The 18,032-nt window shown below is 45.2% G+C and carries 13 protein-coding genes; 9 read left to right on the top strand and 4 right to left on the bottom strand.

Translation table 11 applies throughout. The annotated features are described in order from the left end of the window. Positions 1–163: 163 nt before the first annotated feature. Entirely contained in the window at positions 164–1,423 is a 1,260-nt protein-coding gene (locus BLS49_RS20770) for a CynX/NimT family MFS transporter (protein WP_091235344.1), read from the bottom strand. 249 nt (positions 1,424–1,672) lie between these two features. Between BLS49_RS20770 and BLS49_RS20765 the strand changes: the two genes are divergently transcribed. Continuing rightward, a complete protein-coding gene (locus BLS49_RS20765; protein WP_245742634.1) occupies positions 1,673–2,365 on the top strand; it encodes an endonuclease domain-containing protein in 693 nt (230 codons plus the stop codon). Between the two features lie 259 nt (positions 2,366–2,624). Here BLS49_RS20765 and BLS49_RS20760 read toward each other — a convergent pair whose 3' ends face one another. After that, the gene (locus BLS49_RS20760) at positions 2,625–4,112 is read right to left on the bottom strand and encodes a VanW family protein (protein WP_091235342.1); all 1,488 of its coding nucleotides are present in this window, start codon (positions 4,110–4,112) and stop codon (positions 2,625–2,627) included. 288 nt (positions 4,113–4,400) lie between these two features. On the opposite strand from BLS49_RS20760, the gene ftsE reads away from it, so the two are divergent. From ftsE to BLS49_RS20735, 5 genes are all read left to right on the top strand, one after another. Further along, positions 4,401–5,087 carry a cell division ATP-binding protein FtsE gene (ftsE, locus tag BLS49_RS20755; RefSeq protein ID WP_091235339.1) on the top strand — a complete coding sequence of 229 codons (687 nt, stop codon included), beginning with the start codon at positions 4,401–4,403 and terminating at the stop codon, positions 5,085–5,087. Further along, complete coding sequence (gene ftsX, locus BLS49_RS20750) at positions 5,077–5,991, top strand: permease-like cell division protein FtsX (protein ID WP_091235337.1); 915 nt, start codon at positions 5,077–5,079, stop codon at positions 5,989–5,991. Before ftsE ends, ftsX begins: the two co-directional genes overlap by 11 nt. Positions 5,992–6,056: 65 nt before the next feature. After that, complete coding sequence (locus tag BLS49_RS20745; RefSeq protein ID WP_091235346.1) at positions 6,057–7,280, top strand: murein hydrolase activator EnvC family protein; 1,224 nt, start codon at positions 6,057–6,059, stop codon at positions 7,278–7,280. Between the two features lie 140 nt (positions 7,281–7,420). Next, entirely contained in the window at positions 7,421–8,872 is a 1,452-nt protein-coding gene (locus BLS49_RS20740) for a S41 family peptidase (RefSeq protein WP_091235336.1), read from the top strand. Positions 8,873–8,957: 85 nt separating this feature from the next. Then, complete coding sequence (locus BLS49_RS20735; RefSeq protein WP_175471494.1) at positions 8,958–10,268, top strand: PDZ domain-containing protein; 1,311 nt, start codon at positions 8,958–8,960, stop codon at positions 10,266–10,268. A 261-nt stretch (positions 10,269–10,529) separates the two neighbouring features. On the opposite strand, the gene BLS49_RS20730 is transcribed toward BLS49_RS20735, so the two are convergent. Together BLS49_RS20730 and BLS49_RS20725 are read right to left on the bottom strand one after the other, a co-directional pair. Then, positions 10,530–11,369 (bottom strand): OmpA/MotB family protein, encoded by an 840-nt coding sequence (locus BLS49_RS20730; RefSeq protein WP_091235334.1) that lies wholly within the window; start codon positions 11,367–11,369, stop codon positions 10,530–10,532. Further along, a complete protein-coding gene (locus tag BLS49_RS20725; RefSeq protein WP_091235333.1) occupies positions 11,366–12,151 on the bottom strand; it encodes a flagellar motor protein in 786 nt (261 codons plus the stop codon). Before BLS49_RS20725 ends, BLS49_RS20730 begins: the two co-directional genes overlap by 4 nt. A 222-nt stretch (positions 12,152–12,373) precedes the next feature. Between BLS49_RS20725 and uvrB the strand changes: the two genes are divergently transcribed. The 3 genes from uvrB (at position 12,374) to BLS49_RS20710 (ending at position 17,970) form a co-directional block, all read left to right on the top strand. Further along, complete coding sequence (uvrB, locus tag BLS49_RS20720; protein WP_091235331.1) at positions 12,374–14,368, top strand: excinuclease ABC subunit UvrB; 1,995 nt, start codon at positions 12,374–12,376, stop codon at positions 14,366–14,368. A gap of 47 nt (positions 14,369–14,415) precedes the next feature. Beyond that, positions 14,416–17,286 (top strand): excinuclease ABC subunit UvrA, encoded by a 2,871-nt coding sequence (gene uvrA / locus BLS49_RS20715; RefSeq protein ID WP_091235329.1) that lies wholly within the window; start codon positions 14,416–14,418, stop codon positions 17,284–17,286. Positions 17,287–17,763: 477 nt separating this feature from the next. Beyond that, positions 17,764–17,970 (top strand): DUF2759 family protein, encoded by a 207-nt coding sequence (locus tag BLS49_RS20710; protein WP_091235327.1) that lies wholly within the window; start codon positions 17,764–17,766, stop codon positions 17,968–17,970. Positions 17,971–18,032: the final 62 nt, after the last annotated feature.

The raw sequence follows: 18,032 nt of genomic DNA, 5'->3' as shown, positions 1-18,032 counted from the left end.
CCTACTTTTGGGACAGCCCCTTCGTATTATGAGGTCAACCAGATATTACTGGTTGGCCTAGATGTATGGTCATTCTATGATGGCGGTAGCCGGGAAAACGTGACAGCCCCTGGGGACAACCCCGTACACAAAAACTGTTTATTATTAGCGAAAGCTTACCTTACTAGCCGTTGACATAACCCTTGCGTCCTGCGAGATAGCCTATAATGATCGTCAAAATAGTTAAACAGGTGATGGTAGCTAGAGGAGCATTCCAATTGCCGCTCTTGTCATGAATAAAGCCGAATAGCGTCGGTCCAACCGCTGCTACCAGATATCCGACCGATTGAGCCATGCCGGATAGCTTGGCAGCTTCTTCAGCAGTTCTGGTTCGGAATGCAAAAAATAAAATAACCAGACTGAATGTTGTACCGCAACCGAGCCCGATTAGAGTAATGAATAACGGAGCAAGTACGGTAGAGCCAAGCCATATCCCTCCGAATCCAAACAGGAAAAGTGAAGCGGAAGCTGCTGTTAGCAGCTTTTGGCTTTGAGTACGAGCCGCGATTAGAGGCATGACGAAGGAGCCGACCATACCTAAGATTTGCATGAGTGACAGCATCCAGCCAGCTTTATCGATACTCATTCCCCGTTCATGAAGAATTTCCGGCAGCCAAGAGATGCCAACATAGAACATGATCGATTGCAGCCCCATAAACACAGTAACCTGCCACGCAACCGGAGAAACCCACAAACTTTTTGGCTTGCTTGCGATTTTAACTATGGAATGATCAGCACTGGTACTTTGTTGCTTGACAAAAGATTTATGCTCTTTGTTTCTGCCAAGCAGTGGCAACCAACACAATGCGGTAATCACGGAGAGTATGACCCAGCAGGCCAGAGATCCACGCCAACCGATGGCGGTGCGAGAAAGTGGAACGCTAATGCCTGAAGCTATGGCTGACATTAAATTCATCGATGAGGTATATAAGGCAGTCATAAGGCCGATACGATGAGAATAATCTCTTTTTATCATACTTGGAACTAGTACGTTGCAGACTGCAATAGCACTTCCGATGAGGGCGGTCCCGATAAAAAGCTCAGTTACTGTTGAGAGAGAGCGAACAATAATCCCGACCGTCAGTGCAATCATACAGGACAAGAGGGTCAGCTCCATACCAAACCGGACTGAAAGCTTCGGTGCTGCCAGTGCAAACACGGCAAAAGCAATGAGAGGTAATGTAGTCAGCATCCCTGCAAGTGTATGAGATAGGCCTGTTGAATGCTGGATGTCTACAATCAGTGAACCTACGCCGGTTATTGGCGAACGCTGAGTGGCTGCTGTTAGCAGAATCGCTATGAAAAGAATCAGCGGAGTAGCCTTTTTAGCTGTAATAGAATTAGAATCAGCATCTAAAAGAGATATGTTACTCTGTTGTATCATGACGTGTTTGTTGCCTCCTGTTGAGTATTACTTAAAGTGGATTAACCTTAACATATGAAGTCAGTTGTATTCAATAGCGAAAATGTAAAAATGATCCTTTTCCGTGAAGGTACAGTGATGTTAAAATATGAGCAGCAGCAAATGGTGAGTTAAAAAAATATATAATGCAGGTCGTGAAGCGCACGCCTCTTGTCTATGGTTTTGTACTGTGGACGGGGGGCGTTATTTTTTGGCGAAAGAAGGGATTGCGTGGGAGTATGGGATACTGGTTTGAACAAAAGGTTTGAGGAGGAGCACGCAGGGTATATTGAACAGCATCTAGGGATCAGGAGTGGTGAAAGGGCTAGAAGATTACAGGAAGGGCATGGACATGCAGAGAAGCTGTTTTTGGAAAATGTGTGGTGGCTGGCCATAGGTAACTTTGAAAACCTGCACCCAGAGTATGAGGTCGTAGATTATAAAGATGGATTTCGATATCTAGACTTCGCTTATCTTCGCCCGGGTTTGCAGCTCGCAATTGAAATTGATGGTTATGGGCCGCATATGCGCCATATAAGTCGCGTACAATTTTCAGATCAATGCAGACGTCAGAATGATCTGGTTATCGACGGATGGAAAGTGCTGCGGTACTCGTATGATGATGTAAAAGAGAACCCTAGATTTTGTCAGCAGAAGCTGCAACAATTCATGGGACGATGGCTTGGACAAGATGAGCGTGTAGTGGAGGTCGATTGGGAGGAAAAGGAGATTATTCGCTTATTTCTTAAGAGTAGTTGCCCAGTTACTCCAACTGATCTTGCTAATCATTTTGGCGTTACAACAAAGACTGCGAGAGTATGGTTACATCAGATGTTGACTAAAAAATGGATTCAACCCGTTGGAGGATCTCAGCGCATTCGTGCATACAAGTTGAATTTGGAGGGGAAGGATTACTTACTGTAGAGAGCGGGTTGTGCGATGTGCGGTGGCAGACGTCTGGTAGCTTGGGATAGAGGAAAAAAGTTCCCTTATTTGGTGGGAAAACGCGAACTTCAGAAGAATAGAGGAAGTAATTTCCTCTATCCATTAAAACTGAATCCAAATTACCTGAATTTGCCCAGTTCCGAGCCTAATAGCGTACTTTTTTTCCTCTATTATTAGCAAAAAGGCTGTTTTGGAGCGAATAGCGAACATTTTTTCCTTTATTCGGAATTTTGCCCAATCAGTCACCAAGCTCCCTCTCATATATAGCACGAAAAGTAGGAGCATCCACTCCGTCTTCAACTATGATTTGGGGAGGCTTGCGAGAGTTGGTTCTGGAGCCGGAATTCGTTTCTCCCTCATTTTCGGATAAGTCATGGACAGCGATTACGGCGGGTTGGGCAGGATAGGTGTCACGGGAGAGGCGTGTGCGTTTGAGCGACTTGCCGTTCACCTTTTTAATTCTGTAGGTTTCCACGACATATCCGGGTTTTCCCTCCAGGATGATCTCTTGGCTCCCTGAAGGTACGGCAGAGCTGACAACGTATTTATTTGAGGCAGGAAGTACCTCTTTTGTAATGGATTCTATATCGTAATATATATTCTCGGGGGTATTTCCGAACAATTTGATGGTAAGTTGTCCATTTTGAACCCTTGCAGAAATAAGTAGATGGTGGTCCGTGGTATTTTTAAATTGAAAATTTATATATCCCTTGGCAAAGGTAGCATCCTGTCCTCTGGGGACGTAGCTAACCGGTAAGGAGTGATTGCGGCGCTCTACAATTTCAAGGCCGGCACGAATCGCTGCATTGTACAATGTGCTGGACACTTGGCAAATGCCGCCTCCAACACCTGGGACGAGCTTGCCGTTCACAATGACAGGGGCTTCGCGGAAGCCGTAGTCGTGTTCGGCTGCTTCAACAATGGAGGCATAGTCAAAAATGCCGTCAGGCGGCAAAATCAAGCCGTCGATGCTGCGCGCTGCGGCATCGACATTGTGAACGCGACCTTCCGAGCTGGCTAGAAGCGAAGTTGTAAACTGCGAAATTTTGCGATGAATTCCCTCTCGCTTCAAACTCTCAATGGTTATAGAGGGCTGCTGAAGAATTACAGGAATAATGATCTTGGATTTCGACACCGGTTCATCGGGAGCTGCAATTTGATTGGGTATGGCTTCACGTATAAGTGCGATAAAGGCGGCCCATTGGATTCGTTGTGCCGGATACCCGGGCAGATAGCGGATACTGTCATCCTGCCCTAAAGACCGAACGGCGTTGACCGGATCTCCAAAATGCTCGGTTTCCCACGCAGGACTAAATATTTTTATTAATTTATTCTGATCCAAGGCAACCTGAAGGCTCCAGTTTTCGGGAAAATTTTTACGAGCGACAGCGCGATCCCAGAGATTTCCCGACGAAAGTGCAAGAAGTGCTGCACGAAATTCTGGAGCGTCCCAGCTGACACCGAGTTCATTCCAGGTATAGGAGAATGTAGTTTCTTTGTTTTCCTGAAGAGTGAATACTACACGGCCGTTCGACAGAGCTGATAGTTCCTTATCAAGCATCTGGACAGCATGAGCTTGGGAATATCCGCCTAAGTCGAGATTTCCTACAACAGTGCCGCCTGGTACTGTGTTCTTTGACGTATATAATTGAATCCCTCCGAACAGGACGACAACAGTAAGAAATATGAGAGATATTATTATGAAAGAAAGATGAAGTTTTCGCATACGCTTCTCCTTTGTTCATTTAATTTCATATGAAATTTTATATATGATGGAATTCTGGAAAGTTTCGGGTACTCAATTGGTAACATCTTTGTTACAATAAATAACGGACTGGTGAATTAGCTCATGTTTTAAAGGAATTGGCTGGAACATGTCGAATGTAAATTAAGTGCATGTAAATGATGACGAATTTTAACATGCTGGTATATCAGGCCAAAGTAACCATGTCGAACGAGAGAACGCGGCAACAAACTAACGTAGACCAAGGAATCAAGTTTAGGACGTGATCAAGTGATAGAAATGCAGGATATCTGGAAGACGTATCCGAACGGGACACATGCCCTTAAGGGAGTATCAGTCAAAATTGACCGCAATGAATTTGTATATCTGGTTGGACCTTCGGGTGCCGGCAAATCCACTTTTATGAAGCTGATCTATCGGGAAGAGGTACCGACCAAGGGCCAAATTTCCGTCAACGGATTTAATATAGGCAAGCTTAAACCTCGTAAAATACCATATGTACGCCGGAACATCGGCGTTGTATTCCAGGATTTTCGACTGCTGCCCAAGCTGACGGCATACGAGAATATAGCTTTTGCGCTGGAAGTTATTGAAGCCCCTAAGAAAGTAATCAAGAAACGTGTAAATGAAGTGCTGGACCTTGTAGGTCTGAAAAATAAAGCAAACCGTGATCCTTCGCAGCTATCGGGGGGCGAGCAGCAGCGCGTCGCTATTGCCAGAGCGATTGTTAACAATCCTTCGGTCATCATCGCGGACGAGCCTACGGGAAATCTCGACCCTGAGACATCGTGGGGTATCATGCAGTTATTGGACGAAATTAATTTTCGCGGCACAACTATTGTTATGGCGACTCATAACAAGGATATTGTAAATACGATGCGGAAGCGGGTTATTGCAATCGAGCATGGCAACATTGTTCGAGATCAGCTGAGAGGGGAATATGGTTATGACTTTTAACACCCTCTTCAGACACTTTCGCGAAGGCTCGAAGAACGTATTCCGCAACGGGTGGATGTCTGTGGCATCCGTTACATCTATCGTAGTTTCTCTACTGGTTTTGGGAGTTTTTATTTTATTAGTTCTGAATGTGAACTCCTTTGCTGATGAAGCCGATAGTCAGGTTCAGATTAGTGTATACCTGGCCTCAAACGTAGAGAAACCAGTCCGTGACAAGCTCCAAAATGAGATCGCTTCAATGGATGAGGTGAGCCGCGTGACTCTGATTCCAAAGGAAGAAGGGCTCAAAGATTTTAGAGAGAAGCTTGGTGAAGAAGGTAAGGACTTACTAGAAGGTTATGATGAGAAAACGAATCCGATTCCGGATACGCTCAAAGTCGAAGTGGTTGAACCGACCACAGTGCCTTATCTAGCGAGCAAAATCAATGCTTTAAATGAAAAATATCAAGACAATCCCATTTATAAGGTCAACTATGGCAAAGGGACCACCGAGAAATTGTTCAAAATAACCAGAGCGGTCCGCAACATTGGGTTTGCATTTGTAGCAGGTCTGGGACTTATGGCGATGTTTCTTATTTCGAATACGATTCGAGTTACCATACTGGCTCGCCGCCGAGAGATTGGCATCATGAAGCTGGTAGGTGCGACGAATACATTTATTCGATGGCCTTTCTTCGTAGAGGGTGCCTTAATCGGACTCATAGGCTCATCGATAACGGTAGGCATTTTGTTTTTTGGATATAGTGAATTAGTCAATTCCTTAAATGCAGATATTACGCTAGCAATCAAACTTGTTCCAATCCATGAGATTTCACTGGAGCTGGCTGCACTAATTGTGGGTCTTGGTCTTTTGATCGGCGTTTGGGGGAGCACAATGTCCATTCGTAAGTTCTTAAAGGTGTAGTTATATTAAGCTTATAGTAATTGTCTAGAGATGGTAGATTGATAAAGAAGGACGGGGAATCGAAGTTGAAAAAATGGGTATCCACAATTGCCGTTGTCGCTTTAGCTGCTATGATCTTCCAGCCTGCTCAGGGCTATGCCAAGACAAAAACAATTAATCAAATTGATAAAGAGCTTAAAGCGCTTCAGCAGCAGGCCAAGGAAGCTAAGCAGGCGCAGGATAACGCGGCGGATAAGAAACAAGAAGCTCAGCACTACGTGAATAAAAATAATGACTATCTCAAGCAAGTAATGGAGCAAATTACGAATGTCAGTGATGAACTGGCCCGAATTTCTATCCAGATTGATGATACAGAGCAGAACTTGCGCGATACGGCCGTCAAGCTCGATGAGACGAAGGCTCGTATCGAAGAACGTTCCAATTTGCTGGATTCAAGAGTGAGGCTGATGTATACGGATGGCGTAGTTTCCTATTTGGATGTGCTGTTATCCTCAACTAGCTTTACAGATTTTCTGGAACGAGCGGATTCCTTGCAGGCTATAGCCAATCAGGATCATATTTTGCTTGAAGAGCACAAGCATGATAAGCAATTAATTATTGAGCAGCAGGAACAGCTTAAGAATGATTATGCAAAGGTCAAATCCTTGTATGCAGATGCTGAATCTCGTAAGGGCATTTTAGAAGAGAAGGAAAAAGAGAAACAGCAATTGATCGCTAAATACCACGCAGAAATTGAAGAGTCCGACGATATTAGTGAAGAACAGGAGCAGCTGCTCATCCAGCTTGCTACGAAGCGTGCTGAATTGGAGAAGGAAAAAAACAAGCTGAAAGCAGCGCAAGTATATACTTATAAACGCAGCTCTTCAGGATCTTCCAGCGGCAGCTTTAAAGGAAATGGCGGATCGATGAGCCTTCCGGTTAGCGGGGCGCGTCTATCCTCAGGGTACGGTACTCGTGTTCATCCTATAACTGGAAAAGTTAAGGCCCATACTGGGGTCGATCTTGCAGCTGCAGAGGGTACTGACATTCATGCTGCAGAAGGCGGCATAGTCATCGTCGCTGAATGGTGGAGTGGTTACGGCAACACCGTTATTATTGACCATGGAGACAACGTATGGACACTGTATGGCCATATTCGCAATGGCGGGATTAAGGTTGAAAAAGGCGAGCAGGTGAAAAAGGGTCAGAAGATTGCTGAGGTCGGTAGTACAGGAAACTCAACTGGACCGCACTGCCACTTTGAGGTTCGTATCGATGGTAATCCTGTAGACCCTATGCCTTATTTGTAATAAAATATGATTGTGCTTGCTGGAAACGGATACCACCTTTAGACAAGGCGTATCCGTTTTTCCCTTCTTTTTGCTTCGTAAATATTCCGTACAAGCCAGACATATACTATATATACCAACTATAGGCGGTGAATTCATCCATGTTTAAAGGACGTACAGTAGCTTTTTTTGTAGTAATTGCGATGCTTGTTAGCAGCTTGCTCACCTTGACCTTTACGGGACAGTGGAGTTTTGCAGGCGCAGGTCCGGTCACCAGTGGTATTTTTGCCGATAATTCCGGATCAAGCACCAAAAGTGATATCAAAAAAATTGAAACGGCGCTCGAGCTTGTCAAAAAGAATTATGTTGAGGACGTAGATCAGAGCAAGCTCGTTAATGGTGCTATTGATGGCATGATGCGTGCACTGGGTGATCCGTTCAGCTCTTACATGGGGCCTGAGACGGCACAGCAGTTCTCTGAGCAGATTGAAGGCTCTTTTACGGGAATTGGTGCTGAGGTGTCCATGGAGAATGGGAATGTCGTTGTTGTGTCTCCAATCAAGGGCTCCCCTGCTGAAAAGGCAGGGATCAAGCCTAAAGATATTTTGCTGTCAGTGAATGGAGAATCGTTTGAGGGCTTAAGTCTGAATGAAGCGGTATCTAAAATTCGCGGTCCTAAAGGTACAGAGGCTAAAGTGAAAGTGAAACGGTCCGGTTCTGCGGCGTCGCTGGAATTCAAAATTGTCCGGGCTGATATTGCACTGGAGACAGTGTATGCCCGCATGGAGCAAGGCGGGGTCGGTGTTATTGGAGTTACTGAGTTTTCGATGAACACAGCAGAGCGGTTCCAAAAAGAACTAGCTGCCTTAGAACAAAAGGGTATGAAAGGTCTTGTTATTGATGTGCGTAACAATCCAGGAGGAGTTTTGCCGGTTGTAATCGAGATGGCGCAACAGTTCGTTCCTAAAGGTAAAGGCATCGTACTGGTTGAGGACAAAAATAAACGGCGTGAGGGGACGTTGTCCAAAGGCGGGGGCAAGTCCTATCCTGTAGCTGTACTCACTAATAAAGGGAGTGCCAGTGCATCTGAGATTTTGGCCGGAGCGTTGCAGGAATCTGCGGGTGCGAAGCTGATCGGTGAAGCAACCTACGGGAAAGGTACGGTTCAGACGAGCTTTACTCATGAATTGGGAGATGGCAGCCTCTTGAAAGTAACGATCGCCAAGTGGTTGACTCCTAATGGAGAGTGGATTCACAAAAAGGGCATTAAGCCGGATTTAGCGGTATCCCAACCAGATTATTTCTCGGTAGCGCCAATTAACAAAGAAAAAAACTATAAATACGATACGCTGGGTGACGATATTAAGAGTGCCCAAATCATGCTCAGCGGCTTAGGATATGATCCAGGTCGCAAGGACGGTTATTTTGGTAAAGGTACGGAAAATGCGGTTAAGAAATTCCAGGATGACAATAAGCTTGAAGTAACGGGCGTTCTGGATGCCAAGACTGCGGAGGCTTTGGAAAGTAGTCTGATAAAGCAAATTCAGGATAAGAAGAACGATAATCAAATGAACCGGGCAATTGAAGAAATCCGGAAGGATATTGCATCTTAGGCGTCGAATACATGAAGAAGGCTGACACTGGCCTTCTTTTTTTCTGCTAATTATGTTAAGACCATTAGATAGGAGTGAACCTCTCTTGGATCTCGTACTTGAAGGATTGTGGAATTTCGCGGAGGCTGGAGTACAGCTCTTATTGCAGCCTTTTTATTATATTTCGATCATTTTGATTATGCTCTTATATCGTAGGCAGGTGCTTTTAGAACGAAAATTGTTTCATGTGAAGCTTCATAGCTGGCTGACCCAAACCTGGCGAACAGTTCTGGGTGGACTGGTAGCAGGCATAGGTATTTCTATAGCTTTCGCTTTTATTGGGATGACGTTAACGGTAGAGGGTATTATTTGTATTTGGATAGCGACGGTAATATTGCTGTTTCTGAGAGTAAGGTATTTATGTTTAGCTTATTCGGTAGGGCTTTTGGGGGTCATCCAGTTTATATTGAACCTGGTTCCTTCATTTGAAGGTGAAAGTGTCGTTGGACAGGCCGTATTTGCTATACGTGAACTAAATATCCCTGCACTGCTATGTCTTGTAGGTGTGCTTCATTTGGCGGAGGGGATGCTTGTTCGCTGGCAAGGAGCATCTTTCGCGGGCCCTCTCTTTTATGAGGGAAAGCGAGGGAAGCTGGTCGGCGGATACCAAATGCAGAGTCTATGGCCAGTTCCACTATTGTTACTCATACCAGCGCAGACGACAGGAGGAGTATTGCCATGGAGTCCATTCTTCGGGGGGGACGCATGGCAAGGGGGCTTCGGTCTTGTTGCACTGCCAATCGTGATGGGATTCTCGGAAATGACAATCGGAATGCTGCCACAAGCCAAAGCTAGAATTACGTCGGGAAGATTAATGTGGTATGGTACTTTTATTGTAATATTGGCGGTCATATCGTCTAAATGGTCTCCGTTTATAGTGGTTGCAGCGCTTTGTTCTTTTGGAATTCACGAATATCTGGTGTTCCGGAGTCGCTATGATGAACAGCAGCTGAGCCCGTTGTATGTGAATCCGTTAGGTGGGTTAAGAGTGCTTGCAGTAATTCCTGAAAGTCCGGCAGTTGCAATGGGAATACAGCCGGGTGAGACGATTGTACGAGCAAACGGAGTGCATGTGGGCACAAAAGAGGAACTGCATGCGGCATTAAGATTGAACGCAGCATTTTGTAAGCTGGAGGTTCGCAACCTCGCTGGGGAGAGTAAATTTCTTCAACGCGCCCTTTATGCTGGTGAACACCATCAGCTAGGTGTGATTTTATCTCCGGACGAAAAGGCTCCTGTAGCTGTACGTCTTCAGCCATTATCCCTGCTGCAATTGCTTAAGCCTAAGCGCGGGGCGAAAAATGTCAACAGAGGCGGTAGCCACGACACGAACGTGAACGTAAACAATCAATCATAAACAACGAAGGGCTATGAGCAAATTTGGTTGTTAGTTGTGATAGGGTAAGAAAGTTCCTCTATTCCTCAAAGGTATCTCATTTCTGAAAAAATAAGGGAAATTAATTCCGCTATTGTGGTGCTATCAGCTGTTCATTTGACTGCTTGGCCTGATTTTGCACTAATAGAGGAAGAAAATTCCCTTATTCTCAAAAAAACAACCCATTCTCAAGAAATAAGAGAAGTAATTTCCTCTATTTAATTATGAAGCACGATATAAGGGCTATTGCTGCAACTGTCTTAGCACAGTAATTTCAACACGACGATTTTTAGCTCTTCCTTCTGATGTGGAGTTGTCTGCTGCTGGTCTTGTATCTCCGTATCCGGCATATTGGAAGCCGTCTGGATCAAGCTCCTCCTTATCGATGAAATAACGCAGCACCGACAGAGCTCTCGCCCCGGACAACTCCCAGTTATCCTTATAGGTTGAGGCGCGGACGATAGGATTGTTGTCGGTGTGACCCTCGATACTGATCGCCGTGTCCAGCTCGCTGAACAGACTGGCTAATCTAGATAAAGTTTTAGCAGACCCAGCTTTTAATTCAGCCTTGCCGGTATCAAACAGAAAACGATCGCTTAAAGTAATAGAAATGCCTTTGGGCATATCGGTTACATTAATTTGATCCTCCAGTTTGTTGTCCTTGACGTAAGTCTGAATTCGATTCATGAGGTTCTGCAATTCCTCTTCCTGTTTGCGGAAGGCAAGCTCACGTTCGGTTAGCGGCTTTTGTGAGTCGTCATTGCTGCTCGAATCACCTTCTGCTCCAGTTGATCCATTCTCGTTGTTGCCTTGATTCGAAGGTGGATTTTTAAAATCATACTGGTCCTCCGTACCAAGGATGCCGGTTCCCTTTTCAATGAGTGAGTCTCCACTTTTGAAGGTAAGCTGCAGCGATTGCGTCACGATTTCGTATTTCTCTACATCCAGACGACTCATTGCATACATGACTACGAAAAAAATGAGTAATAAAGTAATTAAATCGGCATATGTAATCATCCAACGGTCTTTCATATCATGCGTGACATGTCGATTGCGCCGAGATGATCTTGATCTCTCTCTCATGCTCCAATCTCCTCGGACGGGCTAGCAGCCTTCTGATGAGTAATAGCTGTAAAAGATACCAATTTGCGCCGGACAAGCAGTGGGTGGTCGCCATTCTGAATCGAAAGAATACCTTCCAGCATCATTTCCATCCGGTTGATTTCATCTTCACCACGCGCTTTAAGCTTGGAAGCGATCGGAAGAAAAATCAGGTTGGCACTGGCAACCCCATACAAAGTCGCGGTAAAGGCCAGGGCAATTGAGGGTCCTAATGATGTCGGCTCGGTCAGACTGCCTAAAACGTGAATAAGCCCCATGACTGTACCGATAATTCCCATCGTCGGTGCATATCCACCTGCGGATTCGAATATTTTCGCATATCCGTCGTATTTATTCTGAATAGCATCAATTTCGTATTCCATGATTTGTTTGATCATGCCTTGTTCAGTGCCGTCAACAGCAAGCTGAACACCCTCCCGCAAAAAGGCATCAGCATGCACGTTTGATTTGCGTTCCAGAGCCAGCACCCCTTCACGCCGAGCAATGGTCGACATACTGACGATGTCCTCAATCAGTTGATTCTCGTCGTGCTGGCTTGAGGTAAAAGCGAGCACGATAGCCTTTGGTACAGTGCGCAGCTTGGCGAAAGGAAAACTGACCATAACGGCAGCCAGCGTACCGCCAAACACGATAACGGCTGCTGCAAGCTGCATAAGCCCTGCCAATTCTCCGCCTTCCCACACGAATCCGCCGATGAGTGCGGCGAGACCGATAATGATCCCCAATATTGTTGTAATATCCATTCTTAACTCCAGCTCCATTTCTTAACATATCGTTTGCATATAAATAATGAAAAAGGTATAATACATGAGAACACTTATTCCTATTTTACATTTTTCGGAATGAGTCGTTTCTTGTCTTCTATTTTTGAAAATCACCGTAAAGGTTAATTATAGAAGTAAGTTGAATTCAGGTGGATTTCCCCTCTAGTATCTCATTTTAGACGATAAGGGTGATGTTGGACAATGAGTGATATTGTCTTTAGTAACAATAAATTCGAGCTTATTTCCGAATATTCGCCGCAGGGAGACCAGCCGCGGGCTGTGGAGCAATTGGTCGAAGGTGTAAAGATGGGTAAAAAGCACCAGACCCTATTAGGGGCTACAGGCACAGGTAAAACGTTCACAATAGCCCATACGATAGCACAATTGAATCGCCCCACTCTGGTCATCGCTCACAACAAGACACTCGCTGCGCAGCTTGCGGGTGAGTTTAAAGAGTTTTTTCCACATAATTCTGTAGATTATTTTGTCAGCTACTATGACTACTACCAACCAGAAGCTTATATTCCTTCATCCGACACCTATATAGAGAAAGATTCCAGCATCAACGAAGAAATCGACAAATTACGGCACTCTGCGACAAGCTCGCTTTTTGAACGGCGCGATGTCATTATTGTGGCTAGCGTATCGTGCATTTATGGCCTCGGTTCCCCATTGGAATACGGCAACCTTGTTCTGTCTCTGCGCGTAGGGATGGAAAAACCAAGAAATCAGATTTTAAGCCGCCTGGTCGATATTCAGTATCAGCGCAACGACATCAATTTTGTACGCGGAACATTCCGCGTGCGCGGTGATGTACTGGAAATTTTCCCAGCATCAAAGGGAGAACAAGCGATTAGGGTTGAATTTTTCGGTGATGAAATAGACCGGATTACTGAAATTGACGTCCTGACGGGAGAATTGGTTGGAGACAGGGAGCATGTAGCTATTTTCCCGGCATCTCACTTCGTAACTCAAGAAGAGACAATGAAGGTAGCCATTACTGACATTGAGCGCGAGCTTGAGGAGCGGCTTGAATTATTCAGATCGCAAGGCAAGCTGCTGGAGGCTCAGCGTCTTGAGCAGCGAACAAGATATGACATTGAAATGATGAAAGAAGTGGGCTTCTGCTCGGGGATTGAAAATTACTCCGGTCCATTGACGTTCCGTGAACGTGGAGCCACACCGTATACGCTGATGGATTATTTTCCGGACGATATGCTGGTCGTTATTGATGAATCCCATGTGACGCTGCCTCAAATACGAGCGATGTATAACGGTGACCAAGCGCGTAAAAATGTGCTCGTTGAGCATGGTTTCAGACTGCCGTCTGCCCTTGATAACCGGCCGCTTCGTTTTGAGGAGTTTGAGGGGAAAGCAGATCAGCTAATCTACGTATCGGCAACGCCGGGACCTTATGAAATCGAACACTGCAATACGATGGTTGAGCAAATTATTCGGCCGACAGGGTTGCTTGATCCAATTATTGAGGTGCGGCCTACTAAGGGGCAAATCGACGACTTAATCGGGGAAATTCGCGACCGGATCGCGAAGGATGAAAGAGTTCTCGTCACTACGCTGACTAAGAAGATGTCAGAAGATTTGACGGATTACTTGAAGGAGATCGGCATAAAGGTACGATATCTTCACTCTGATATCAAGACACTTGAGCGGATGAGCATATTGCGTGATCTTCGACTTGGAACATTCCATGTTCTCATTGGAATCAATCTTTTGCGGGAGGGCCTCGATCTGCCTGAGGTAACTCTTGTGGCAATTCTGGATGCGGATAAAGAAGGTTTCCTTCGGTCTGAGAGGTCTCTTATTCAGACGATAGGACGTGCGGCGCGGAATTCAGAAGGTCGCGTGTTAATGTATGGTGATAACATCACGGAATCGATGGACAAAGCGATTAAGGAGACCGAACGCCGTCGCAGCATACAGATTGCCTATAATGAGAAGCATGGCATTACTCCGCAGACGATTCGCAAGAAGGTTCGTGACGTTATTGAGGCTACCCGCGTAGCTGAGAGCAAAAGTGACTACCTTTCGGATGCGGCTAAGAGTAAGATGTCTAAACGTGATCGTGAGGCGATGATCGGTCGGATGGAAGCTGAAATGAAGGAAGCGGCGAAGAACCTGCAGTTTGAGAGAGCGGCAGAGCTTCGCGACGCGATTATGGAGCTTAAGGCTGAATAATGGAATAACAGCAAAAAGAACATAGTTGTATCAAGGAGATGAGACTTTTGGCTAGTGAAAATATTGTGATTAAAGGCGCGAGAGCGCACAATTTAAAAAATGTAAATATTACGATACCGCGAGATCGTTTTGTCGTTCTGACAGGACTGAGTGGATCAGGTAAATCATCGCTAGCCTTCGATACGATATATGCAGAGGGTCAGCGCCGTTATGTGGAATCTCTCTCGGCGTACGCTCGGCAATTTTTAGGACAAATGGAGAAGCCGGATGTTGACTCTATTGAAGGCTTGTCTCCGGCTATTTCAATTGATCAGAAGACGACAAGTCGCAACCCCCGTTCCACTGTAGGCACGGTTACTGAAGTCTACGACTATTTGCGGCTTCTATTCGCACGAGTTGGTCATCCGCATTGCCCTGAGCATGGCATCGAAATTACTTCTCAGACCGTAGAGCAGATGGTAGATCGAATCATGCAGTACCCTGAGAAGACGAGACTGCAAATTTTAGCTCCTGTCGTATCTGGCAAAAAGGGAGAGCATAAAAGTCTCTTTACTGAAATCTCCAAACAAGGATTTGTTCGTGTTCGCGTGAATGGTGAGCAGCGCGATCTGTCGGAGAACATTGAACTTGAGAAGAACAAGAAGCATTCGATCGAGGTCATCGTTGACCGGATCGTTGTGAAAGAGGATGTACGAAGTAGATTAGCGGATTCGATTGAAACTGCGCTTAAGATGTCGGGAGGTCAGCTTCTAGTTGATATTATTGGACAGGAGGAGCTGCGCTTTAGCTCCAATTTTGCATGTCCGATTTGCGGCTTCAGCATTGAAGAATTGTCCCCAAGAATGTTTTCATTTAACAGTCCTTTTGGCGCTTGTCCAGAATGTGATGGTCTCGGTGCGAAGATGATTGTAGATCCCGACTTGCTTGTGCCTGATACATCAAAGAGTATTGAAGATGGGGCTTTTGAAGCTTGGGCAGGCAGTACGTCCAATTATTATCCGCAGTTTCTAAAATCAGTATGTGAGCATTATAAGATTCCTCAGGATGTACCAGTGTCAGAGCTAAGCAAAGATCAGATGGACAAGCTTCTGAATGGTACAGGTGATACGAAGATCCGATTCCGTTATCAGAATGATTTTGGAATGAGCAAGGATGCGTATGTTACGTTTGAAGGAATTGTGCATAATTTGGAGCGCCGTTATCGTGATACAAGCTCAGAAGGCATTCGTGAATTTATTGAAGAATTTATGGGGACGAAGCCTTGTAGTACATGTAAAGGACATCGACTTAAGAGTGAAAGTCTTGCGGTTACGATCAATGAGAAAAACATGGCCTATGTTACTTCGCTTTCAATTGGCGAAGCTATGCAGTTTTTCGAGGGGGTCAACCTTACCGAAAAAGAACAGATAATAGCTCAAATGATTCTCAAAGAAATTAACAGCCGTCTAGGGTTCCTTGTTAACGTAGGGCTCGATTATTTGACGCTTAGCCGTGCTGCAGGTACATTGTCAGGCGGTGAAGCGCAGCGTATTCGTTTGGCTACACAGATTGGCTCAAGTCTGATGGGAGTATTGTATATTTTGGACGAACCAAGTATCGGTCTCCATCAGCGTGACAATGACCGATTAATTGCTACATTGGCTCATATGCGAGATATCGGTAATACGCTAATCGTTGTCGAGCATGATGAAGATACAATGATGGCCGCTGATTATATTGTAGACATTGGTCCTGGTGCAGGGATTCATGGTGGTAATGTTGTTTCGCAGGGTACACCACAGGAAGTGATGAATGATCCTGATTCACTGACCGGACAATATTTAAGCGGTAAGAAGTTTATTCCTGTAACTGGTGACCGTCGCAAGCCAGATGGTCGTTGGCTGGAAGTGAAGGGAGCCAAGGAGAACAATCTCAAGAATATTAATGTGAAGTTCCCGATCGGTGTTTTTACAGCCGTAACAGGCGTATCTGGATCAGGGAAATCAACTTTAGTTAATGAGATTTTATATAAGACTCTGGCCAGAGATTTGAACAGAGCCAAGATACGCCCGGGTCAATATCGTGAGATTAAAGGCTTGGAGCACGTGGATAAGGTAGTGGATATCGACCAATCTCCAATCGGCCGCACACCGCGTTCAAATCCAGCGACGTATACGGGTGTCTTTGATGATATTCGCGATCTGTTTTCTCAAACGAACGAAGCGAAGGTGCGCGGATATAAGAAAGGTCGGTTTAGCTTTAATATCAAGGGCGGACGGTGTGAAGCCTGCCGTGGCGACGGTATCATCAAAATTGAAATGCACTTCTTGCCGGATGTGTATGTTCCTTGTGAAGTGTGCAAAGGCAACAGATACAATCGTGAGACGCTTGAGGTTAAGTATAAGAACAAGAGTATTGCAGATGTACTGGCTATGACAGTAGAAGATGCGACGGAGTTCTTCCAAAACATCCCGAAAATTCACCGCAAGCTGCAAACCTTGCTGGATGTAGGACTTGGGTACATCAATCTGGGACAACCTGCTACTACATTGTCCGGTGGTGAAGCTCAGCGTGTGAAGCTTGCATCGGAGCTGTATCGCCGCAGCACGGGCAAGACGATTTATATTCTGGATGAGCCAACGACGGGTCTGCATGTTGATGATATTGATCGTTTACTTAAGGTGCTGCATCGTCTGGTTGATTCCGGCGAGACCGTCTTGGTGATTGAGCATAATCTGGACGTAATCAAGACTGCGGATTATTTGATTGATCTAGGGCCGGAAGGTGGTAGTGGTGGCGGAACGATTATAGCTACAGGAACACCTGAGGAGATTGTCAAGGTAGAGGAATCATATACAGGCCGCTATTTAGCGCCAATCCTGGAGCGCGACACGAAGCGTACACAGGAGCAAATGAAGCTTCAGCAGATAGAGGTCTAGGGTAATGTTGTTTGCGAAACCGTCCGATTTTTTTCGGGCGGTTTTCTAATTTGTGATTGCGGTGGCAGGTTATTGTCCTTGTCTGGTGGATAAATCGATGAAATGTCTTTTGAAAGGTGGACACTGAACTATTACTGAGATGCCTTCGTGCAAGATGTTTAATAACTGCATGTTGTATTTGTGAAGGTGTTAGTTATCTATATATAGATTAATTGAAGTAGAAATGATTATATAGTATGTGTCCACTTTTGCATGGACATTTGAGTGATTTGTCCACAGATTGAGTACAGAGAGGAAAAATAAGAATCAGAGGGTTGTCAATTACAAAACACACACGTGGAATAGCTAATACTTCATTATTTCGACTGAAACGGAGAAAAATTTAACAATTTTTTGACTTTTTACTTGCAACATGAAGGTGGGCAGGATAACATATAAGTATATGTAATTTCGCCGAGACTCAGAGGGGGGCTTGCAATGTTACTCGCTGCTGCGGGGGAAACGACTTCGACCTTTAACGGGTTTGATATTTTCATGATTTTGTTTACAATCGTAATTTTGATTGGTGTAGTACGGTTGGCAACCCAACGTGAGAAGAACCTGTTTGCGATTGGCTTTGGCATCTTTAGTCTGCTCGTGTTTTTGGCGTCGGATGCAATCATGGTCAAATCCTGGTTTAGTTAAAGGGAAACCATTAGTTAACGTACATGAAGGCACTTTGTTTCTGCTAGAGGAACAGGGTGTCT

This window comes from Fontibacillus panacisegetis (assembly GCF_900102215.1).
GTDB lineage: Bacteria > Bacillota > Bacilli > Paenibacillales > Paenibacillaceae > Fontibacillus > Fontibacillus panacisegetis.
Note: the sequence above shows the minus strand (reverse complement) of the source record. Positions and strands in the feature narration are given on the sequence as shown.